15 protein-coding genes are annotated in these 15,113 nt (G+C 69.0%); 6 read left to right on the plus strand and 9 right to left on the minus strand.

Annotated elements, in window-relative coordinates; all coding sequences use genetic code 11:
• Positions 1 to 6: 6 nt before the first annotated feature.
• Genes HAV18_RS27525 through fliF form a run of 6 tightly spaced genes read right to left on the minus strand, consistent with a single transcriptional unit; the run spans position 7 to position 6,834 of the window.
• Complete coding sequence (locus tag HAV18_RS27525) at positions 7 to 1,368, minus strand: flagellar hook-length control protein FliK (protein ID WP_166962488.1); 1,362 nt, start codon at positions 1,366 to 1,368, stop codon at positions 7 to 9.
• 30 nt (positions 1,369 to 1,398) lie between these two features.
• Complete coding sequence (gene fliJ, locus HAV18_RS27530) at positions 1,399 to 1,857, minus strand: flagellar export protein FliJ (protein ID WP_166962490.1); 459 nt, start codon at positions 1,855 to 1,857, stop codon at positions 1,399 to 1,401.
• Between the two features lie 5 nt (positions 1,858 to 1,862).
• On the minus strand, positions 1,863 to 3,377 hold the full coding sequence (fliI, locus tag HAV18_RS27535; protein WP_208102161.1) for a flagellar protein export ATPase FliI: 1,515 nt from the start codon (positions 3,375 to 3,377) through the stop codon (positions 1,863 to 1,865).
• A gap of 32 nt (positions 3,378 to 3,409) precedes the next feature.
• On the minus strand, positions 3,410 to 4,093 hold the full coding sequence (gene fliH / locus HAV18_RS27540) for a flagellar assembly protein FliH (protein WP_166962496.1): 684 nt from the start codon (positions 4,091 to 4,093) through the stop codon (positions 3,410 to 3,412).
• Entirely contained in the window at positions 4,086 to 5,081 is a 996-nt protein-coding gene (fliG, locus tag HAV18_RS27545; protein ID WP_166962500.1) for a flagellar motor switch protein FliG, read from the minus strand. Before fliG ends, fliH begins: the two co-directional genes overlap by 8 nt.
• Positions 5,071 to 6,834: a flagellar basal-body MS-ring/collar protein FliF gene (gene fliF, locus HAV18_RS27550; protein WP_166962503.1), complete on the minus strand. Its 1,764-nt coding sequence runs from the start codon at positions 6,832 to 6,834 to the stop codon at positions 5,071 to 5,073. Before fliF ends, fliG begins: the two co-directional genes overlap by 11 nt.
• Before the next feature lie 249 nt (positions 6,835 to 7,083).
• Between fliF and fliE the strand changes: the two genes are divergently transcribed.
• The 6 genes from fliE to HAV18_RS27580 all read left to right on the plus strand — a co-directional run bounded on the left by fliE (position 7,084) and on the right by HAV18_RS27580 (position 11,196).
• Entirely contained in the window at positions 7,084 to 7,428 is a 345-nt protein-coding gene (gene fliE, locus HAV18_RS27555; RefSeq protein ID WP_166962506.1) for a flagellar hook-basal body complex protein FliE, read from the plus strand.
• A gap of 200 nt (positions 7,429 to 7,628) precedes the next feature.
• Positions 7,629 to 8,063 carry a flagellar export chaperone FliS gene (gene fliS, locus HAV18_RS27560; RefSeq protein WP_166962509.1) on the plus strand — a complete coding sequence of 145 codons (435 nt, stop codon included), beginning with the start codon at positions 7,629 to 7,631 and terminating at the stop codon, positions 8,061 to 8,063.
• Positions 8,060 to 8,392 (plus strand): flagellar protein FliT, encoded by a 333-nt coding sequence (locus HAV18_RS27565; RefSeq protein ID WP_166962512.1) that lies wholly within the window; start codon positions 8,060 to 8,062, stop codon positions 8,390 to 8,392. The genes fliS and HAV18_RS27565 overlap by 4 nt, the downstream gene beginning before the upstream one ends.
• A gap of 130 nt (positions 8,393 to 8,522) precedes the next feature.
• Positions 8,523 to 9,878, plus strand: a complete 1,356-nt coding sequence (locus HAV18_RS27570; RefSeq protein ID WP_166962514.1) for a flagellar hook-length control protein FliK — start codon at positions 8,523 to 8,525, stop codon at positions 9,876 to 9,878.
• Complete coding sequence (locus HAV18_RS27575) at positions 9,875 to 10,192, plus strand: EscU/YscU/HrcU family type III secretion system export apparatus switch protein (protein WP_166962517.1); 318 nt, start codon at positions 9,875 to 9,877, stop codon at positions 10,190 to 10,192. Before HAV18_RS27570 ends, HAV18_RS27575 begins: the two co-directional genes overlap by 4 nt.
• 269 nt (positions 10,193 to 10,461) lie before the next feature.
• Complete coding sequence (locus HAV18_RS27580) at positions 10,462 to 11,196, plus strand: PepSY-associated TM helix domain-containing protein (RefSeq protein ID WP_166962520.1); 735 nt, start codon at positions 10,462 to 10,464, stop codon at positions 11,194 to 11,196.
• Positions 11,197 to 11,294: 98 nt separating this feature from the next.
• On the opposite strand, the gene HAV18_RS27585 is transcribed toward HAV18_RS27580, so the two are convergent.
• The 3 genes from HAV18_RS27585 to HAV18_RS27595 all read right to left on the minus strand — a co-directional run bounded on the left by HAV18_RS27585 (position 11,295) and on the right by HAV18_RS27595 (position 14,985).
• A complete protein-coding gene (locus HAV18_RS27585) occupies positions 11,295 to 12,320 on the minus strand; it encodes an XdhC family protein (protein WP_166962523.1) in 1,026 nt (341 codons plus the stop codon).
• Between the two features lie 210 nt (positions 12,321 to 12,530).
• A complete protein-coding gene (locus tag HAV18_RS27590; RefSeq protein WP_166962526.1) occupies positions 12,531 to 13,034 on the minus strand; it encodes a hypothetical protein in 504 nt (167 codons plus the stop codon).
• A 544-nt stretch (positions 13,035 to 13,578) separates the two neighbouring features.
• Complete coding sequence (locus tag HAV18_RS27595; RefSeq protein WP_166962529.1) at positions 13,579 to 14,985, minus strand: amino acid permease; 1,407 nt, start codon at positions 14,983 to 14,985, stop codon at positions 13,579 to 13,581.
• Positions 14,986 to 15,113 lie beyond the last annotated feature (128 nt).

Genomic DNA, 15,113 nt, shown 5'->3' on the forward strand with positions numbered 1-15,113 from the left:
CCATGCTCAGGCAAACGTATCGACGAGGCCGGCGCGGCTCACGCTCGCGGCGGCCGGTGCGGATTGCGCAACGTCGGCCGGTGCATCGACGGCTGACGATCCGCCGCTCCCGCGCCGCGACGACTGGCCGCCGGAGAAGGTCTGTTGCGGGTTCTGCTGCTGCGAAGCGAAGCCGCCGTCGCTGACGGTCGCGCTGCCGAGCCCGAGCCCGCCCGCTTCCATTGCCTCGCGCAGCTTCGGCAGCGCGGCTTCGACTGCTTCGCGCACCTGCGCGTGCTGCGACACGAACAGCGCGTGCGCGTTGTTGTCCGCGACGCGCAGCACGACCTGCAGCGGCCCGAGATCGGCCGGATTGAGCGTCAGTTCGGCGCTCTGCTGGTGCGCATTCGACAGGAACACGACCTTCTGGCTCAGCGCGTCCGTCCAGTCCGGGGTGCCGACGTGCGGTGCGAGCACGTGCGCGTTCGCGGCGGCGATCGCGCCCGCGGCCGGCGACAGCTGCAGGTTCGCCTGGGCCGCGGCCGCAGCCGTGGCGCCCGCCGCGAGCGTCGCGCTGGCGGCCGGATCCGTCGCTTCGCTGGCGGCCGCGAGTGCGTGCTGCTCGCCCGACTGCGCGTTCGCGTTGGCCTGCAGCGCCTGCGCGGTGGCTTGCGTCGGCGTTTGCTGGGTGCCGAGCGCACCCTTCGCGTCGGCGAGCGTGCGGTCGAAGGTCGGCACCTTCGGTGTCAGTGGCGCGGTGGCGCCGGTCGATGCGGTCGATGCCGGTGCCGACGCTGTCGCGCCGGCCGCGGGTATCGCGATCGCGCCCGAGCCGCCCGTCAGCCTGTCGAGCGCGGTTTGCAGCGCATCGCGGACCGACGCCGGCGTGGCCGGCTGGGCGGCCGCGCCGGCGTCCTTTGCCGTGTGATCCGCCAGCGTGGCCGTGGCATCGGGCTGGCCGGACACGGCCGTCTTTTGTGCAGCGGCAGCGGCGGCAGCAGCAGCCGGATCGGCCGGCGTCGCGTTGTCCGTGCGCGCCTGCAGTTGCGCCTGCACGGCCGCGGCTGCCGCGAGCGCGGCGGCGTCGGGGTTGGTGGCGGCGTTCGTGGTCGTATCGTCGGTCGCGTCGTCGTCATCGGTCGCGGACGGCTTCGTGCCGGCGGCCGGCTTCGACGAAGCCTGTTTCGTCGAAGCATCCGGCACGCCGGCATTCGACGAATCGCGACGCGCGACGACGCTTTGCTTCAGCGTCTGCGCGAACGGCACGGCGCTCGTGGCGGTCGCGGCATCGTTGCCGGCGGCGGTGCCGGACGAACCGGAGCCGCGGGCGGCCTTGAGTGCGGCGCCGGCGGTGTCGATCAGCGCGCCGAGCAGGGGCAGGGGAGGCATGGCGTTCTCTCGTTCGAATGCGGTGGTCGGTTACGACGAGCGGGCCGCGTCGGCCCGCATGCGCAGGATCTTTGCGGCGTGTTCGTCGGAGTCGCGTTGTTCGCGCCGGGCGTCGCGCTGCGCTTCCTGCGCGACGCCGCGCGCCTGCAGGATTTCAAACGAGCCGACGGTGCGTTTCTTCTGTTGCCAGTTCGGGCGTGCTTCGTCGATGCGGACTTCGGCCGCGGCGAGCACGTTGCGCTGCTGCGTGATCGCGGCGTCGAGGGTGTCGATGAACGCCTGGAAATTGCGCCAGTTGCCGGCCGGCATCCCGTGCTGTGCGGATTGCGAGAAGCGCGCGTGGTATTCGTCGCGGTAGCGCAGCAGCGCGTCGAGCTGCTCGGCGGCCGCGGTGCGGTCGCGCTGCGCGGTGCCGAGCTGCCTGGCGGCCGAGTCGAGGTCGTCCTGCGCGCGGTCGAGCAGCAACTGAAGGGGAAAGCCGTGAGCCATCTGGATCAGCCTCCGTAAGCGTCGAACAGTGCATCGAGCCCGGCGAGGCTCGACGCGAAAGGTGCGCATTCGCGAAAGCCCTGCTGCAGGAACGCCTCGATGCGCGGATAGAGCGCGATCGCGCGGTCGAGCTGCGCGTCGCGGCCGGGCGCGTACGCGCCGACCGCGATCAGGTCGCGATTGCGCTGGTAGCGCGACAGCATCTGCTTGAACTGGCGGACGTGGTCGAGATGCGTTTCGTCGATCAGCGCGGTCATCGCGCGGCTGATCGACGCCTCGATGTCGATCGCCGGATAGTGGCCGGCCTCGGCGAGCGCACGCGACAGCACGACGTGGCCGTCGAGGATCGCGCGCGCCGAATCGGCGATCGGGTCCTGCTGGTCGTCGCCTTCGGTCAGCACCGTGTAGAACGCGGTGATCGAGCCGCCACCCTCCGGCCCGTTGCCGGTGCGCTCGACGAGCGCGGGCAGCTTTGCGAACACCGACGGCGGGTAGCCCTTCGTCGCGGGTGGCTCGCCGATCGCCAGCGCGATCTCGCGCTGCGCCATCGCGTAGCGGGTCAGCGAATCCATCAGCAGCAGCACGTGCTTGCCCTGGTCGCGGAAATACTCGGCGAGCGACGTCGCGTAGGCCGCGCCCTGCATCCGCAGCAGCGGCGACACGTCGGCCGGCGCCGCGACGACGACCGAGCGCGCGAGCCCGTCCTCGCCGAGAATCTGTTCGATGAATTCCTTCACTTCGCGGCCGCGTTCGCCGATCAGCCCGATCACGATCACTTCCGCGCTCGTGTAGCGCGCCATCGTGCCGAGCAGCACCGACTTGCCGACGCCGGAGCCCGCGAACAGGCCCATCCGCTGCCCGCGGCCGACGGTGAGCAGCGCGTTGATCGCGCGCACGCCGACGTCGAGCACATGGTGGATCGGTTCGCGCTCGAGCGGGTTGATCGACGGCGCCGACAGCGGCGCGTCGACCTTCGACGCGAGCGGGCCGAGGCCGTCGAGCGGGCGGCCCGACGCGTCGACGACGCGCCCGAGCATCTCCCAGCCCACCGGCAGCCGCTTCGCGCCCGCGAGCGGATCGGCGACGGGCGCGCTTTCGCGTGGCCACACGCGTGCGCCGGGCAGGACGCCGGCGACGTCGGTGGTCGGCATCAGGAACAGGCGATCGCCGGCGAAGCCGACGACTTCGGCTTCCGCGTGCGGCAGCGTGCTGCCGGGCGGCAGTTCGATCGTGCATTCGGCGCCGACCGACAGGCGCAGCCCGATCGCCTCGAGCACGAGGCCGGCCGCGCGCGTCAGGCGCCCGCACGGCCGCAGCGGCAGCGCACGGTGGCTGCGCGCGGCGAGCCCGTTCAGGTGGGAGCGCCAGTGCGCGAGATGCGGGTTGTGCGGCGCGTGTGGCGCGGCGCCGGAGGCGTCGGCCGCTGCAGCGGCGCCGTGTGCGTGTGCGTCAGGTGCGGCGTCGGGCGCGGTGTCGGGGCCGAACGATGCGAGCGCGAGTTCGCGTTCGAGCGGCGTCATGCCGTCGTGTGCCAGCGCTTCGGGCGGCCGCGTCACCACGTGCTCACCTTGCCGATCGCGGCGGCGACGCGCTGCCAGCGCGTGGGCAGCGTCGCGTCGACCTCGCCGGTCGCGGCGTGCGCGCGGCAGCCGCCGCGATCGATCGACGCGTCGGTGCGCACGTTCCAGCCGAGCGTATCGAGATCGTCCTGCAGATAGGCTTCGACGACGGGCAGATCGGCCGGATTCACCGCGAGATGCGGCGCGCCGGCGAGCGCGGGTTCGGCCGCGAGCACGTCGCGCACGGCCGCGACGAGCGCGGCCGGGTCGTGCTTCACGTGCTGGCGCACGACCTGCTGCGCGATGTCGAGCGCGAGCTGCGCGATGTCGGCGGCAAGATCGTGCTCGACGCTCGACACGGCCTCGCGGAACGACGCGGCGAGCGCCGCGAGCTGCGCGGCCTGTTCGCGCGCATCGGCCTGGCCGACTTCAAATCCTTGTTCGCGGCCCTGTTCGAAACCGGCCTGGTAGCCGAGCGCCTGGCCTTCGACGTGGCCGGCCGCATGGCCTTCGGCGTGCGCGGCGTCGCGCACGCGCTGCAGGTCCTCGGCGAGCGCGGCGGCGGCTGCTGCCGCGTCGTCGGGCGGCGGCGGGGGCGGCGGCGGGTCGAACGACGCCATCTCCCACCGCTGGTAGGCGGTGAGGGTGCCCGCGCGATCGCTCGCCGAATCAGACATACGCGTCTTCCGCCTTGCCGCCGATCGCGATCGCGCCGCTCTCGGCCAGGTTGCGCACGATCTGCAGGATGCGGCGCTGCTGCGCCTCGACGTCGGACACGCGCACCGGGCCGCGCGCGTCGAGATCCTCGGCGAGCAGTTCGGCCGCGCGCTGCGACATGTTCGCGAGGAACTTCTGGCGCAGTGCCGGCGGCGCGCCCTTCAGCGCGATGATCAGCGTTTCCGACTCGACTTCCTTGAGCACCATCTGGATCGCGCGGTCCTCGAGGTCGAGCAGGTTTTCGAACACGAACATCTGGTCGATGATCTTCTGCGCGAGTTCGGCGTCGTACTGGCGCACGCTTTCGAGCACGCCTTCCTCATGCACGCTCGTCATGAAGTTCAGGATCTCGGCCGCGGTGCGGATGCCGCCCATCGGGCTGCGCTTCAGGTTGTCGCTGCCGGACAGCAGGCCCGTCAGCACGTCGTCGAGCTCGCGCAGCGCGGCCGGCTGGATGCCGTCGAGCGTCGCGATCCGCAGGATCACGTCGTTGCGCAGCCGCTCGGTGAAGCACGACGCGATTTCCGACGCCTGGTCGCGGTCGAGGTGCACGAGGATCGTCGCGATGATCTGCGGATGCTCGTTCTTGATCAGTTCGGCCACCGCACCCGAGTCCATCCACTTCAGGCCCTCGATGCCGCTCGTGTCGCTGCCCTGCAGGATGCGGTCGATCAGCACGCCGGCCTTGTCCTCGCCGAGTGCCTTGGTCAGCACCGAGCGGATGTAGTCGCTCGAATCGAGCGACAGCGCGGTGTGCTGCTCCGCTTCCTTCGCGAATTCCTGCAGCACGTCCTCGACCTGCTCGCGCGTGACATTTTTCAGCGCGGCCATCGCGACGCCGATCTTCTGGACCTCGCGCGGCGCGAGGAACTTGAATACCTGCGCGGCTTCTTCCTCGCCGATCGACATCAGCAGCAGCGCGCTCTTGGTCAAGCCTTCAGCGTTCATCGGACACCCAGTTCTTCACGACGGTGGCGACGATCTTCGGATCCTGGCGGGCGATCGTGCGCGCGTAGTCGAGGTTGCGTTCGTAGCGGTTCTTCTCGTTTTCGAAGCCGAGCAGCATCGGGTCGGGTTCCTCGGCCTTGACCGGTGCCGGCAGGCCGTCGAGCAGGACCGGATCTTCCGGCGCGGCGAGCGCCGCCGCGACCGGCTCGGGCGGCGGGAACGCGCGGCGCATCGCCGGGCGCACGAACATGAAGTAGAGCGCCGCCGCGGCCGCCGCGATGCCGAGCCACTTCGCGGCTTCCTTCGCCATCTCGATCATGTCGGGCTGGCGCCACCACGGCAGGTCGGCGTACGGGTCGCTCGCGGTCGAGAACGCGCTGTTCACGACGTTCACCGAGTCGCCGCGCTTCTCGTCGTAGCCCATCGCATCCTTCACGAGCTGTTCGACCTGCGCGAGCTTCGCGGGCGGCAGCGGCTGCATCGTCACGTGGCCCTTCGCGTCGGCGACCGGCTGGTAGTTGACGACGACCGCGACCGACAGCCGCTTCACGCTGCCCATCGGCTGCTCGAGATGGCGGATCGTCTTGTCGACTTCGTAGTTGGTCGTCTGGTCCTTGCGGTCGCTCACGGGCGTCGTCTGCGGCCCGTTCTGGCCGTTGCCGGCGACGATCGGTGCGGACGCCGGCTGCGGCGGCGTGTTCGACAACGCCCCCGGCACGCCCGACGCGCCGCCCTGCGCGAGTTCGGTCGCGCTGCTGGTCTGCTGGCTGCGGATCGCGGATTGCTGCGGATTGCCGTTCGGGCCGTAGCTTTCCGACGTCTGCTCGATCTTCGAGAAATCGAGGTCCGCGCTGACCTGCGAGCGCGCGTTGCCCGCGCCGAAGATCGGCGCGAGGATCGCGTCGATGCGCTTCTGCGTGTTGTGTTCGACCTGCTGCACGTACTTGAGCTGGCTGGCGTCGAGGCCGGATGCCGATGCGGTCTGGGTCAGCAGGTTGCCGTCCTGGTCGACGATCGTCACGTTCTTCGCGGGCATGTCGGGCACGCCGGACGACACCATCCGCGTGATCGCCTGCACCTGGCCCTCGTCGAGCACGCGGCCCGGGTAAAGGTCGACGAACACCGACGCGCTCGGCGATTCCTTGTCGCGCACGAACACCGACGGCTTCGGGATCGCGAGATGCACACGCGCGCCGCGCACGGCGTTGATCGATTCGATGGTGCGCTGCAGCTCGCCTTCGAGCGCGCGCTGGTAGTTGATCTGTTCGGCGAACTGGCTGATGCCGAATTTCTGGTTGTCCATCAGCTCGAAGCCGACCGAGCCGCCCTTCGGCAGCCCCATCGCCGCGAGCTTCAGGCGCGTTTCATGCACCTGGTTCGACGGCACGAGGATCGCGCCGCCGGCATCGGCGAACTTGTAGGGAACGTTTGCCTGCTGGAGCGCGGCAATGATCGCGCCGCCGTCGCGGTCCGACAGGTTGCTGTACAGCACGCGGTAGTCGGGCGCGCGGCTCCACAGCACGAGCGCGGTGATCACGGCGACCGCGAACGCGACGGCGATCAGGAACGGCAGCTTCGGGTTGCCCTTCATCCGCGAGATGCCGGGAATGCGTTCCGCGAAGCCGCCGAGGCCGAAGTCCGCGCCGGCGCCACCCACGCCCGGCATCGCGGCGGCCGCGGCGGCGCCGGGCGCCGGGCTGGCGAGGCCCGCGCGGGCGTCGGGATTGATCAGCGAGTTGGCCTGCGAATCCATGCGTCGAGTTTCTCCGGAGCGGGACGACTGAGCTCGCTCGGACGAGCGGGCGGACAATGACACGATGCGATTATCGTGACCCGGGCCCTACTCCGATCGACCGAAAAGAGCGGGGTTTCCCCCGTACTTTCTCGGCTTTGACGCGCGTCACGCTGCTATCCTTTTTCGCGATCCGGCATGGTGCGCGTGGTGCGGCGCCGGCGGAAACACCCGGTGCTCCGGGTCACTTCTCTCAGTTTTGGGGACAGCATGACTGCGAACGTCAGCGGAATCGGTTCGGTGTTGCAACAGATGCAGTCGATGGCCGCGCAGGCGTCCGGCGGCGTCGCGAGCCCGACGGCAGCGCTGGCCGGCTCGGGCGCGGCGACGGCCGGCACGTTCGCGAGCGCGATGAAGGCATCGCTCGACAAGATCAGCGGCGACCAGCAGCACGCGCTCGGCGAGGCGCAGGCATTCGAGGTCGGGGCGCCGAACGTGTCGCTGAACGACGTGATGGTCGACATGCAGAAAGCCAACATCGGCTTCCAGTTCGGGCTCCAGGTCCGCAACAAGTTGGTGAGCGCTTACAACGAAATCTCGCAGATGTCGGTCTGACGCAACGGGCATCCGGCGACGGGCATCCGGACAGGGTTATTCAGGGAAGGGCTCCGCGCTGGCCGGCGCCTTCGGCGCCTGGCGGCAGGCCCGGCTTGCCTAAAGCTTTCCAAATCCCTTCCGATAACTCCGGTGAAGGCCGCGTCGTGCGATGCACGACGGCGGTTCCCGTATAGCCAAGGCATAACAAGGAGATGCGCATGTTTTCCCCAGGACACGCTGGAGCCAATGCCTACGCGCGTGTCGGCGTCGAGACGGGGGTGATGGGCGCCTCCCCGCACCGGTTGATCGCGATGCTGTACCAGGGCGCGCGGCAGGCGGTTGCGCTGGCACGCCTGCATTTGCAGCAGGGCAATGTGTCCGCGCGCGGCGATGCGATCGGCAAGGCGATCCGGATCGTCGAGAGCGGGCTGAAGGCGTCGCTGAACCGCGACGCGGGCGGTGAGATCGCGGAGCGGCTGGACGCGCTGTATGCGTATATCGGCCGGCGTCTGCTGGAAGCGAACGCGCAGGCGAGCGACGCGATGCTGGTCGAGGTCGACGGGCTGCTCGCGACGCTCGAGGAAGCATGGACGGGGATCGCCCCGGAGGTCGCGCGGATGGCCGCGCAACAGGCAGTGGAAGCATCACGATGAATCGCAAGGCCGAATACTTCGCACGTTATGAGGCGCTCGCCGCCGTGTCGGGCCGGATGCTGGGCGCCGCCCGCAGCGCCGACTGGAGCGCGTTGCCGGGGTTGCAGGCCGAATTCATGCAGCTTGTCGACGGGCTGAAGGAGGCCGATCCGGGCGTCGTGCTCGACGAATCGGATCTCGGCCGCAAGCTCGACCTGATCCGCCGCATCCTGGCCGACGACGCCGCGATCCGCGATCTCGCGAGCCCGGACGTCGCGCGGCTGTCCGCGCTGTTCGAGGCGCGGCGCTCGACCAAGGTATTGACCGATCTCTACCGCGCGCGCGGGTAGGGTCCGTTTCCGGGGAAACGGGCGCGGGGGCGCACGAGCCCGTTGCGGCAGGCGCGCAGTTCCCGCGAGCGGCACCGGTGTGCCGTTCCCGGATTCGCAACGATGTGGCTGAGGTGAGCAGGCTCCGATCATGACCGGTATCGACTCCGTTGCGGCCGCGCTGCTGGCGAGCCGCCTCGACAGCTTGCTGACCGGCACCGTGTCGGCGCCCGCCGGCGGCGGCGCGACCTCGCAGGTCGGCACGCCGGGCACCGGCGCGCCATCTTCGCCTTCGGCCGGCAGCCCGCCCGCCGCGCCGCCAGCCTCCACACAGACCGCGCTGTCCGACGTCGGGCGCGTGCTCGACGCGATCTCGCGGGCCGGCGGCGACTCGACGCCGGCCATTGCCGGGCGCGTGCCGCTGCTGGCCGATCCCACCGTGCTGTTGACCGACACGGCCTTGCCGGCCCGCGCACCGGCCGCCTCCGATCCGGCCGCGTCTTCCACGTCGGCCTCCACCGCGGCGTCGTCCGCCGCGGCGACGCGTGACGCGGCCGCGACCCTGCCGGTCGCGGCGCTGCGCGCAGCGCTCGCGCAGGCCGTGAGCGAAAGCGGTCTTTTCTACGAATCCCATCTGGCGCAGTGGCTGGCCGGCCAGCGCCCGCTCGCGGCACTGATGCGCGAGCCGCAGGCGCGCCTCGCGGCCGCGCTCGCGCCGGCCGACCCGGATGCCGCGCAGCACGGCTCGACCGACGTGCTCGACGAGCTGCTCGCGCAACGGCCACCGCTGCCCGCGACCGCGCGGGCGACGGCGCAGCCGGGCACGCCGGCCCAGGGCGGCGCGTCGGCTCGCGATCCCGCGCAGGCGTTGCCGGCGGGCGCGCGGCAAGGCGCGGCGCTGCCTCCCGATACCTTCGATCTGCTCGGCGAGCGCCCCGATGCGCGCGGGACGCCCGCGCGGGCCGAATTGGCCGCCGCCTCGTCCGATTCCCAGGCGCAGACGCTTGCGCCCGTGCATCCGGCCGCCGTACCGCTCGTCAGGCAGCAGCTCGACGCGCTCGCGACCGACCAGTTCCGCTGGACGGGCGAGGCGTGGCCCGGCGCGCGGCTCGACTGGACGATCGAGCCGGACGATCCGGGCAGCCGCGCGCCGCGCGGCGACGACGGCGCGGGCGACGGCATCGCATGGCGCACGCGCCTGACGCTGACGTTGCCGTCGCTCGGCACGGTCGACGCGGAACTGGTGCTGAACGGCACGCAACTGGTCGCGCGGTTGCGTGCGAACCAGACGGGCGCCGACCGTCTCACGCGGCACGAGGCTGCACTGCGGCAGCGGCTCGAGGTGTCGGGGCTGCGGGTGGGCGGGCTGTCGATCCGCGCGGTCGACGACGGCCCGGACGGCTTCGACCTGTTTGCAGCCCAGGCGGCGGCCGCCGCGTATGCGCGCAGTTCTGCCGGCGGCCCGGCGACGCGTGCGCCGGATGTCGACGACGAGGCGCTGCAATGAGCATGACGTCCCGCAAGCGCGCGGCCGCGCTCGTCTACGACCCGAAGGGCGGCGATGCGGCGCCGCGCGTGGTCGCGAAGGGCTACGGCGTGCTCGCCGAGATGATCGTCGCGCGCGCGCACGATGCGGGGTTGTACGTGCATACGGCACCGGAGATGGTGTCGCTGTTGATGCAGGTCGACCTCGACGACCGGATTCCGCCGCAGCTCTACCAGGCGGTCGCGGATCTGCTCGCATGGCTGTACGCGCTCGACCGCACCGAGCCTGCGCCGGACGACACCGCACCGCGCTTTCCGCTGCCGCCGCTGCGCTGAATCGCCCGGCATCGCGCGACTTCTTACGAAATGCTGTCCCGGCCTTGCAAGGTTACTTCGTAGACATTTTTCGTTTATCGGCCGGCATCGTGGCGCAATACGCGTGCTTCGTCATCGATTCCGCTTTTATCAGGCTTGTCGCTGCGTACCCGGGCGGATTGAGTTGGCAATTAATTTATGTAATGATATCCATTCTCATTTTCATGTTGCTCGGGCGGCGCGCACTCTCTGCGCGCCGCCCGTTGTTTTGAACGAATGGAACCTTTCGCGTGAACGCGCCCGAAACGATCAATCCGCCCAGGACGGGTGCTTCCCGCGCGGGCGTCACCGTGCTGCACCCGGCGGCCCGCCCGCTGAGCGACGACGAACTGGCTGCGCGCCGCCAGCGTTCGCGCCGCGCGACCTTCATCAAGTGGCTGCGCAAGGTGCACGGCTGGGTCGGGCTGTGGGGCGCGGTGCTCGGGCTGCTGTTCGGCGTGACGGGCGTGCTGCTCAACCACCGCGCGCCGCCGCTGAAGATTTCGACGGGCGAGCCGCAGGTCGAGGAAATGCAGATCGCACTGCCGGATCCGGCACCGAAGACGCCCGCCGCGATGACGAAGTGGCTGCAGCACGAGCTGCATTTCGACGGCAAGCCGGGCCGCATGCGCAAGGAAGCCGCGCAGCCCGTCGCTTGGGGCGACAAGCGCGTGATGCAGCCGGAGCACTGGCAGATGGGCCTGTTCGGCCCGCATCAGAACCTGCAGGCCGAATACTGGGTCGGCAACGGCTACGTATCGGTGAAGCGCACGGGCAACACGTTTCTGACGACGCTGAACAACCTGCATCGCGGTGTCGGGATGAATCTCGGCTGGGTGCTGCTGATGGACACGATCGCGGGCTCGCTGATCCTGCTGTCGCTGACCGGCGTGCTGCTGTGGACCGAGTTGAACAAGCGCCGCACGGTCGGCGTCGTGCTGGTGGTCGGTTCGGTTGCTGCAGCGCTTGCCGCCGGCCTGACCTGATCGGCGACCCGCGCCTGCCTGGTGCCGGCGCGTGCCCTTTCGTCAACTTCGTCGGCTTCGTTCGTTGCGGCCGCGTATCCGGTGCGACCGCGCGCCGATCAGAGGCCGCAGGCCGCGCCGCTGTTCGCCGCGATCTCGCGCGCGGCCTTCGCGCCCTCGACCTGCAGGATCGTCGGCAGCGACACGTGGTTCTTCGCGGCGGTGATCTCGGCGAGGATCGAGATCGCGATTTCCGGCGGCGTCCGGCTGCCGATGTAGATGCCGGCCGGCCCGTGCAGCCGGCCCAGTTCCGCTTCGTTCAGGTCGAATTCGCGCAACCGTTCGCGCCGTGCCGCGTTGTTGCGCCGCGAGCCGAGCGCGCCCACGTAGAACGCGGGTGTTTTCAGCGCCTCCATCAGCGCGAGATCGTCGAGCTTCGGATCGTGCGTGAGCGCGATCACGGCCGAACGCGCGTCGAGGTTCATGTCGAGCACCGTATCGTCGGGCATCGTGCGTACGACGCGCGTGCCCGGCACGTCCCACGCATCCGTGTATTCCTCGCGCGGATCGCACACCGTCACCTGGTAGTCGAGCCCGACCGCGATCTGGCACAGATAGCGCGACAACTGGCCGGCGCCGATCACGAGCATCCGGTAGCGCGGCCCGTGGATCGTGACGAGCCGCTCGCCGTCGAATGCGAGCCCGTCGGCTGCCTGCGCGGGCGACAGCGATGCGCGGCCCGTCGCGAGCGTCATCGTGCGCGTGACGAGGCGCCCGGCCTCGACTTCCGCGCACAGCGCGGCAATCCCGCTGTCGCGCGTGAGCGGTTCGAGCACGAGCTGGATCGTGCCGCCGCAAGGCAGCCCGAAGCGATGCGCTTCCTCGGCCGTCACGCCGTACTTGAGCGCTTCCGGGCGCGCGTCGGCTGCGATTCCGCTCGCATGCACGCGGGCGATCAGGTCGTCCTCGATACACCCGCCGGACACGGAGCCGACCACGAGCCCGTCCTCGCGTACCGCGAGCATCGCGCCTTCGGGGCGGGGCGACGAGCCCCACGTCTTCACGACCGTCACGAGCAGCACACGGCGCCCTTCTTCGAGCCAGCGCGCGCTGGATTTCAATACATCGAGATCGACGCTTTCCATCATCTTCTTCCTGTTGCCGGGCGCGCCCGCCGATGCGGGCCGCCGTTCGATGGCGCGATTATGAACCGGCCGCGGCAAGCGTGCAGTCAGTGGGGAAGGCGCAAAAACGGGGAAGGGAGAAGCGGTGCGGCGGGGAAGGCTGGCAGGACGGCCCGTATCGGGCCGTCGGCAGGTTGCCGGGCGGATGCACCCGCCCGGCGGGGCGATGCGTCAGAGTGAGCCCAGGTACTGCGTCAGGTTGCGGATGTTGTTGTCATACGCGCTCGCCGTGCCAAGCTCGACGCCGCCGCTGCGCACGTAGTACTCGAACGGCACGGAGCGGGTGCCGAAGAACGGCAGGAAATTGTCCGGCTGCAGCGTCGTGCCGTTCAGGCCGATCGCCCAGTTCCGCGACTTGTACAGCTCGAGCTCGCGGATCGTCGCCTGGACCTGGTTCGTCTCCGACGCGCGAATCGCGGCGATGTGCTGCGTCAGCGTCTCGATGTTGGCCTGGTACGCGCTCGGCTCGCCGACCGAGACGCCACGCGCGCGGACGTAGTAGCTGAACGGCAGGTTGCGTTCGGTGAAGAACGTCAGGAAACCGTCCGGCGCGAGCGTATCCCCGTTCAGCCCGATCGCCCAGTTCTTGCTCTGATAATCCCTGAGCCCCGCAATCGTCTGGTTGGCCGCGCTGATTTCGACTTTCGCCGTGACGTTGACCAATGTATTGCTCATAACAGACCTCTCTGGTTCTTGTTGAACTTCGGACAGGTGCAGCGACATGCCTCCAGGCGGAGGCAATTCAATACCAGCGACCGGGTTACCCGGTTTTGATTTTTTAATTAAAAAGATGCTGAAAATTCGTTTGTGAATGGGCAATGAATTTCTGTTTAATGAAAACGCTCTTCGATGAAATCGATTGCATCACGCCACGCTCACGCTTCGGCGTCTTCCCCGTCTGACCTAGGCTGGGCGGGTGTGTTCGCTCGGCCGACCTGAATACTAGTTTGGCGAATGCAAGAGTTCAACATCGATCGCGAGATTATTTTATTCTATTCATATTCAATTCAATCGAATTACATTTTTAATCAATTAATATGCTGATCGGAATCGAATATATCGGTATTCGAAAAACGATCGGTGAGAATGGGAATTGCCGCGCGCATCGTTGCGGGAAACGCAACGCGGCGGCGCGACGAGCGAGGGAAGGGCGGGGAGGGGGCGGGGCCGGTATCCGGCCCCGCAGGTGCGCACCGTGCCGCGTGCGGCACGGTGGCGCTCAGTGCGCGTCGTGGTGACCGTGCGCGAGCTTCGAGTGGTGACGCGAGTACAGGAAGTAGATCACGAGGCCGATCACGAGCCAGATGCCGAACGCGGCCCACGTGACGGGCTGCAGGTTCAGCATCAGGAACAGGCACGATGCGACCGCGAGGATCGGCACGACCGGTACGCCAGGGCAGCGGAACGCGCGCGGCAGGTCGGGGTGCGTGCGGCGCAGCACGAGCACCGCGATCGACACCATCGAGAACGCCGCGAGCGTGCCGATGTTGATCAGCTCGGCGAGCACGTTGAGCGGCACAAGCGCGGCGATCAGCCCGAAGAACAGGCCGACGAGCCAGGTCGTCAGGAACGGCGTCGCGTAGCGCGGGTGCACGCGCGACAGCATCGCCGGCAGCAGCCCGTCGCGCGACATCGCGAAGATCACGCGCGTCTGGCCGTAGCTCATCACGAGGATCACGGTCAGCATGCCGAGCACGGCGCCGAGATCGATGAAGCCTGCCACCCAGTTCTCGCCGGCAACCTGCAGCGCGTACGAGATCGGGTGCGAGATGTTCGCGTACTGGGCCGACGGCACGATGCCGGTCGCGACCGCGGCGACCGTCACGTACAGCACCGCGCACACCGCGAGCGACGCGATGATGCCGATCGGCAGGTCGCGTTTCGGATTCTTGACTTCCTCGGCGGCCGACGACACCGCGTCGAAGCCGATGAACGCGAAGAACATCACGGCCGCAGCGCCGAACACGCCGTTCCAGCCGTGCGGCATGAACGGCTTCCAGTTCGCGGGCGTCACGTGGAACACGCCGACCGCGATCACGAGCAGCACGACCGACACCTTGATGAACACCATGATGTTGTTGATGCGGGTCGATTCGCGGATGCCGATCGACAGCAGCGTCGTGATCACGATCATCACGAGGAACGCGGGCAGGTTGAACCATGTGACGACACCCGGCACCGCGCCGGGCGCGGCCGTCAGCACGGTGGGCAGCGTCAGCCCGAAGCCCTGCAGCAGCGACTGCAGGTAGCCCGACCAGCCGACCGACACGGCCGACGACGCGAGGCCGTATTCGAGCATCAGGTCCCAGCCGATGATCCACGCGACGAGCTCGCCGAGCGTCGCGTACGAGTACGTGTAGATCGAGCCGGCGACAGGGATCGTCGACGCGAATTCCGCGTACGACAGCGCGGCGAGGCCGCACGCGATCGCGGCGATCACGAACGACAGCATCAGCGCGGGGCCGGCCTGCACGGCGCCGGTACCGGTCAGCACGAAGATGCCGGTGCCGATGATCGCGCCGATGCCGAGGAAGGTGAGGTCGATCGCGCCGAGCGCTTTCTTGAGCCCGGCGGCATGCGCGCCGGCGATCATGCGATCGACGTTTTTCTTGCGGAAGAGAGACATTGCGGATGAATCGCCAGCGCGCGCGGGCGCGGTAGCGCTGACTGAGTGAAAACCCGCAATTTTAGCCGATTTGGCGCGCAAGACCCGCTGCGGTGCAGCGATGTGTCGCGAAATAGTCCGATAAAACA

It is taken from the genome of Burkholderia sp. D-99 (assembly GCF_011605345.1).
GTDB lineage: Bacteria > Pseudomonadota > Gammaproteobacteria > Burkholderiales > Burkholderiaceae > Burkholderia.

Coding starts and splice junctions, on each gene's coding strand:
- HAV18_RS27525 (WP_166962488.1), bottom strand. CDS start 1,368: ATGCCTCCCCTGCCCCTGCTCGGCGCGCTGATCGACACCGCCGGCGCC.
- fliJ (WP_166962490.1), bottom strand. CDS start 1,857: ATGGCTCACGGCTTTCCCCTTCAGTTGCTGCTCGACCGCGCGCAGGAC.
- fliI (WP_208102161.1), bottom strand. CDS start 3,377: ATGACGCCGCTCGAACGCGAACTCGCGCTCGCATCGTTCGGCCCCGAC.
- fliH (WP_166962496.1), bottom strand. CDS start 4,093: ATGTCTGATTCGGCGAGCGATCGCGCGGGCACCCTCACCGCCTACCAG.
- fliG (WP_166962500.1), bottom strand. CDS start 5,081: ATGAACGCTGAAGGCTTGACCAAGAGCGCGCTGCTGCTGATGTCGATC.
- fliF (WP_166962503.1), bottom strand. CDS start 6,834: ATGGATTCGCAGGCCAACTCGCTGATCAATCCCGACGCCCGCGCGGGC.
- fliE (WP_166962506.1), top strand. CDS start 7,084: ATGACTGCGAACGTCAGCGGAATCGGTTCGGTGTTGCAACAGATGCAG.
- fliS (WP_166962509.1), top strand. CDS start 7,629: ATGTTTTCCCCAGGACACGCTGGAGCCAATGCCTACGCGCGTGTCGGC.
- HAV18_RS27565 (WP_166962512.1), top strand. CDS start 8,060: ATGAATCGCAAGGCCGAATACTTCGCACGTTATGAGGCGCTCGCCGCC.
- HAV18_RS27570 (WP_166962514.1), top strand. CDS start 8,523: ATGACCGGTATCGACTCCGTTGCGGCCGCGCTGCTGGCGAGCCGCCTC.
- HAV18_RS27575 (WP_166962517.1), top strand. CDS start 9,875: ATGAGCATGACGTCCCGCAAGCGCGCGGCCGCGCTCGTCTACGACCCG.
- HAV18_RS27585 (WP_166962523.1), bottom strand. CDS start 12,320: ATGGAAAGCGTCGATCTCGATGTATTGAAATCCAGCGCGCGCTGGCTC.
- HAV18_RS27590 (WP_166962526.1), bottom strand. CDS start 13,034: ATGAGCAATACATTGGTCAACGTCACGGCGAAAGTCGAAATCAGCGCG.
- HAV18_RS27595 (WP_166962529.1), bottom strand. CDS start 14,985: ATGTCTCTCTTCCGCAAGAAAAACGTCGATCGCATGATCGCCGGCGCG.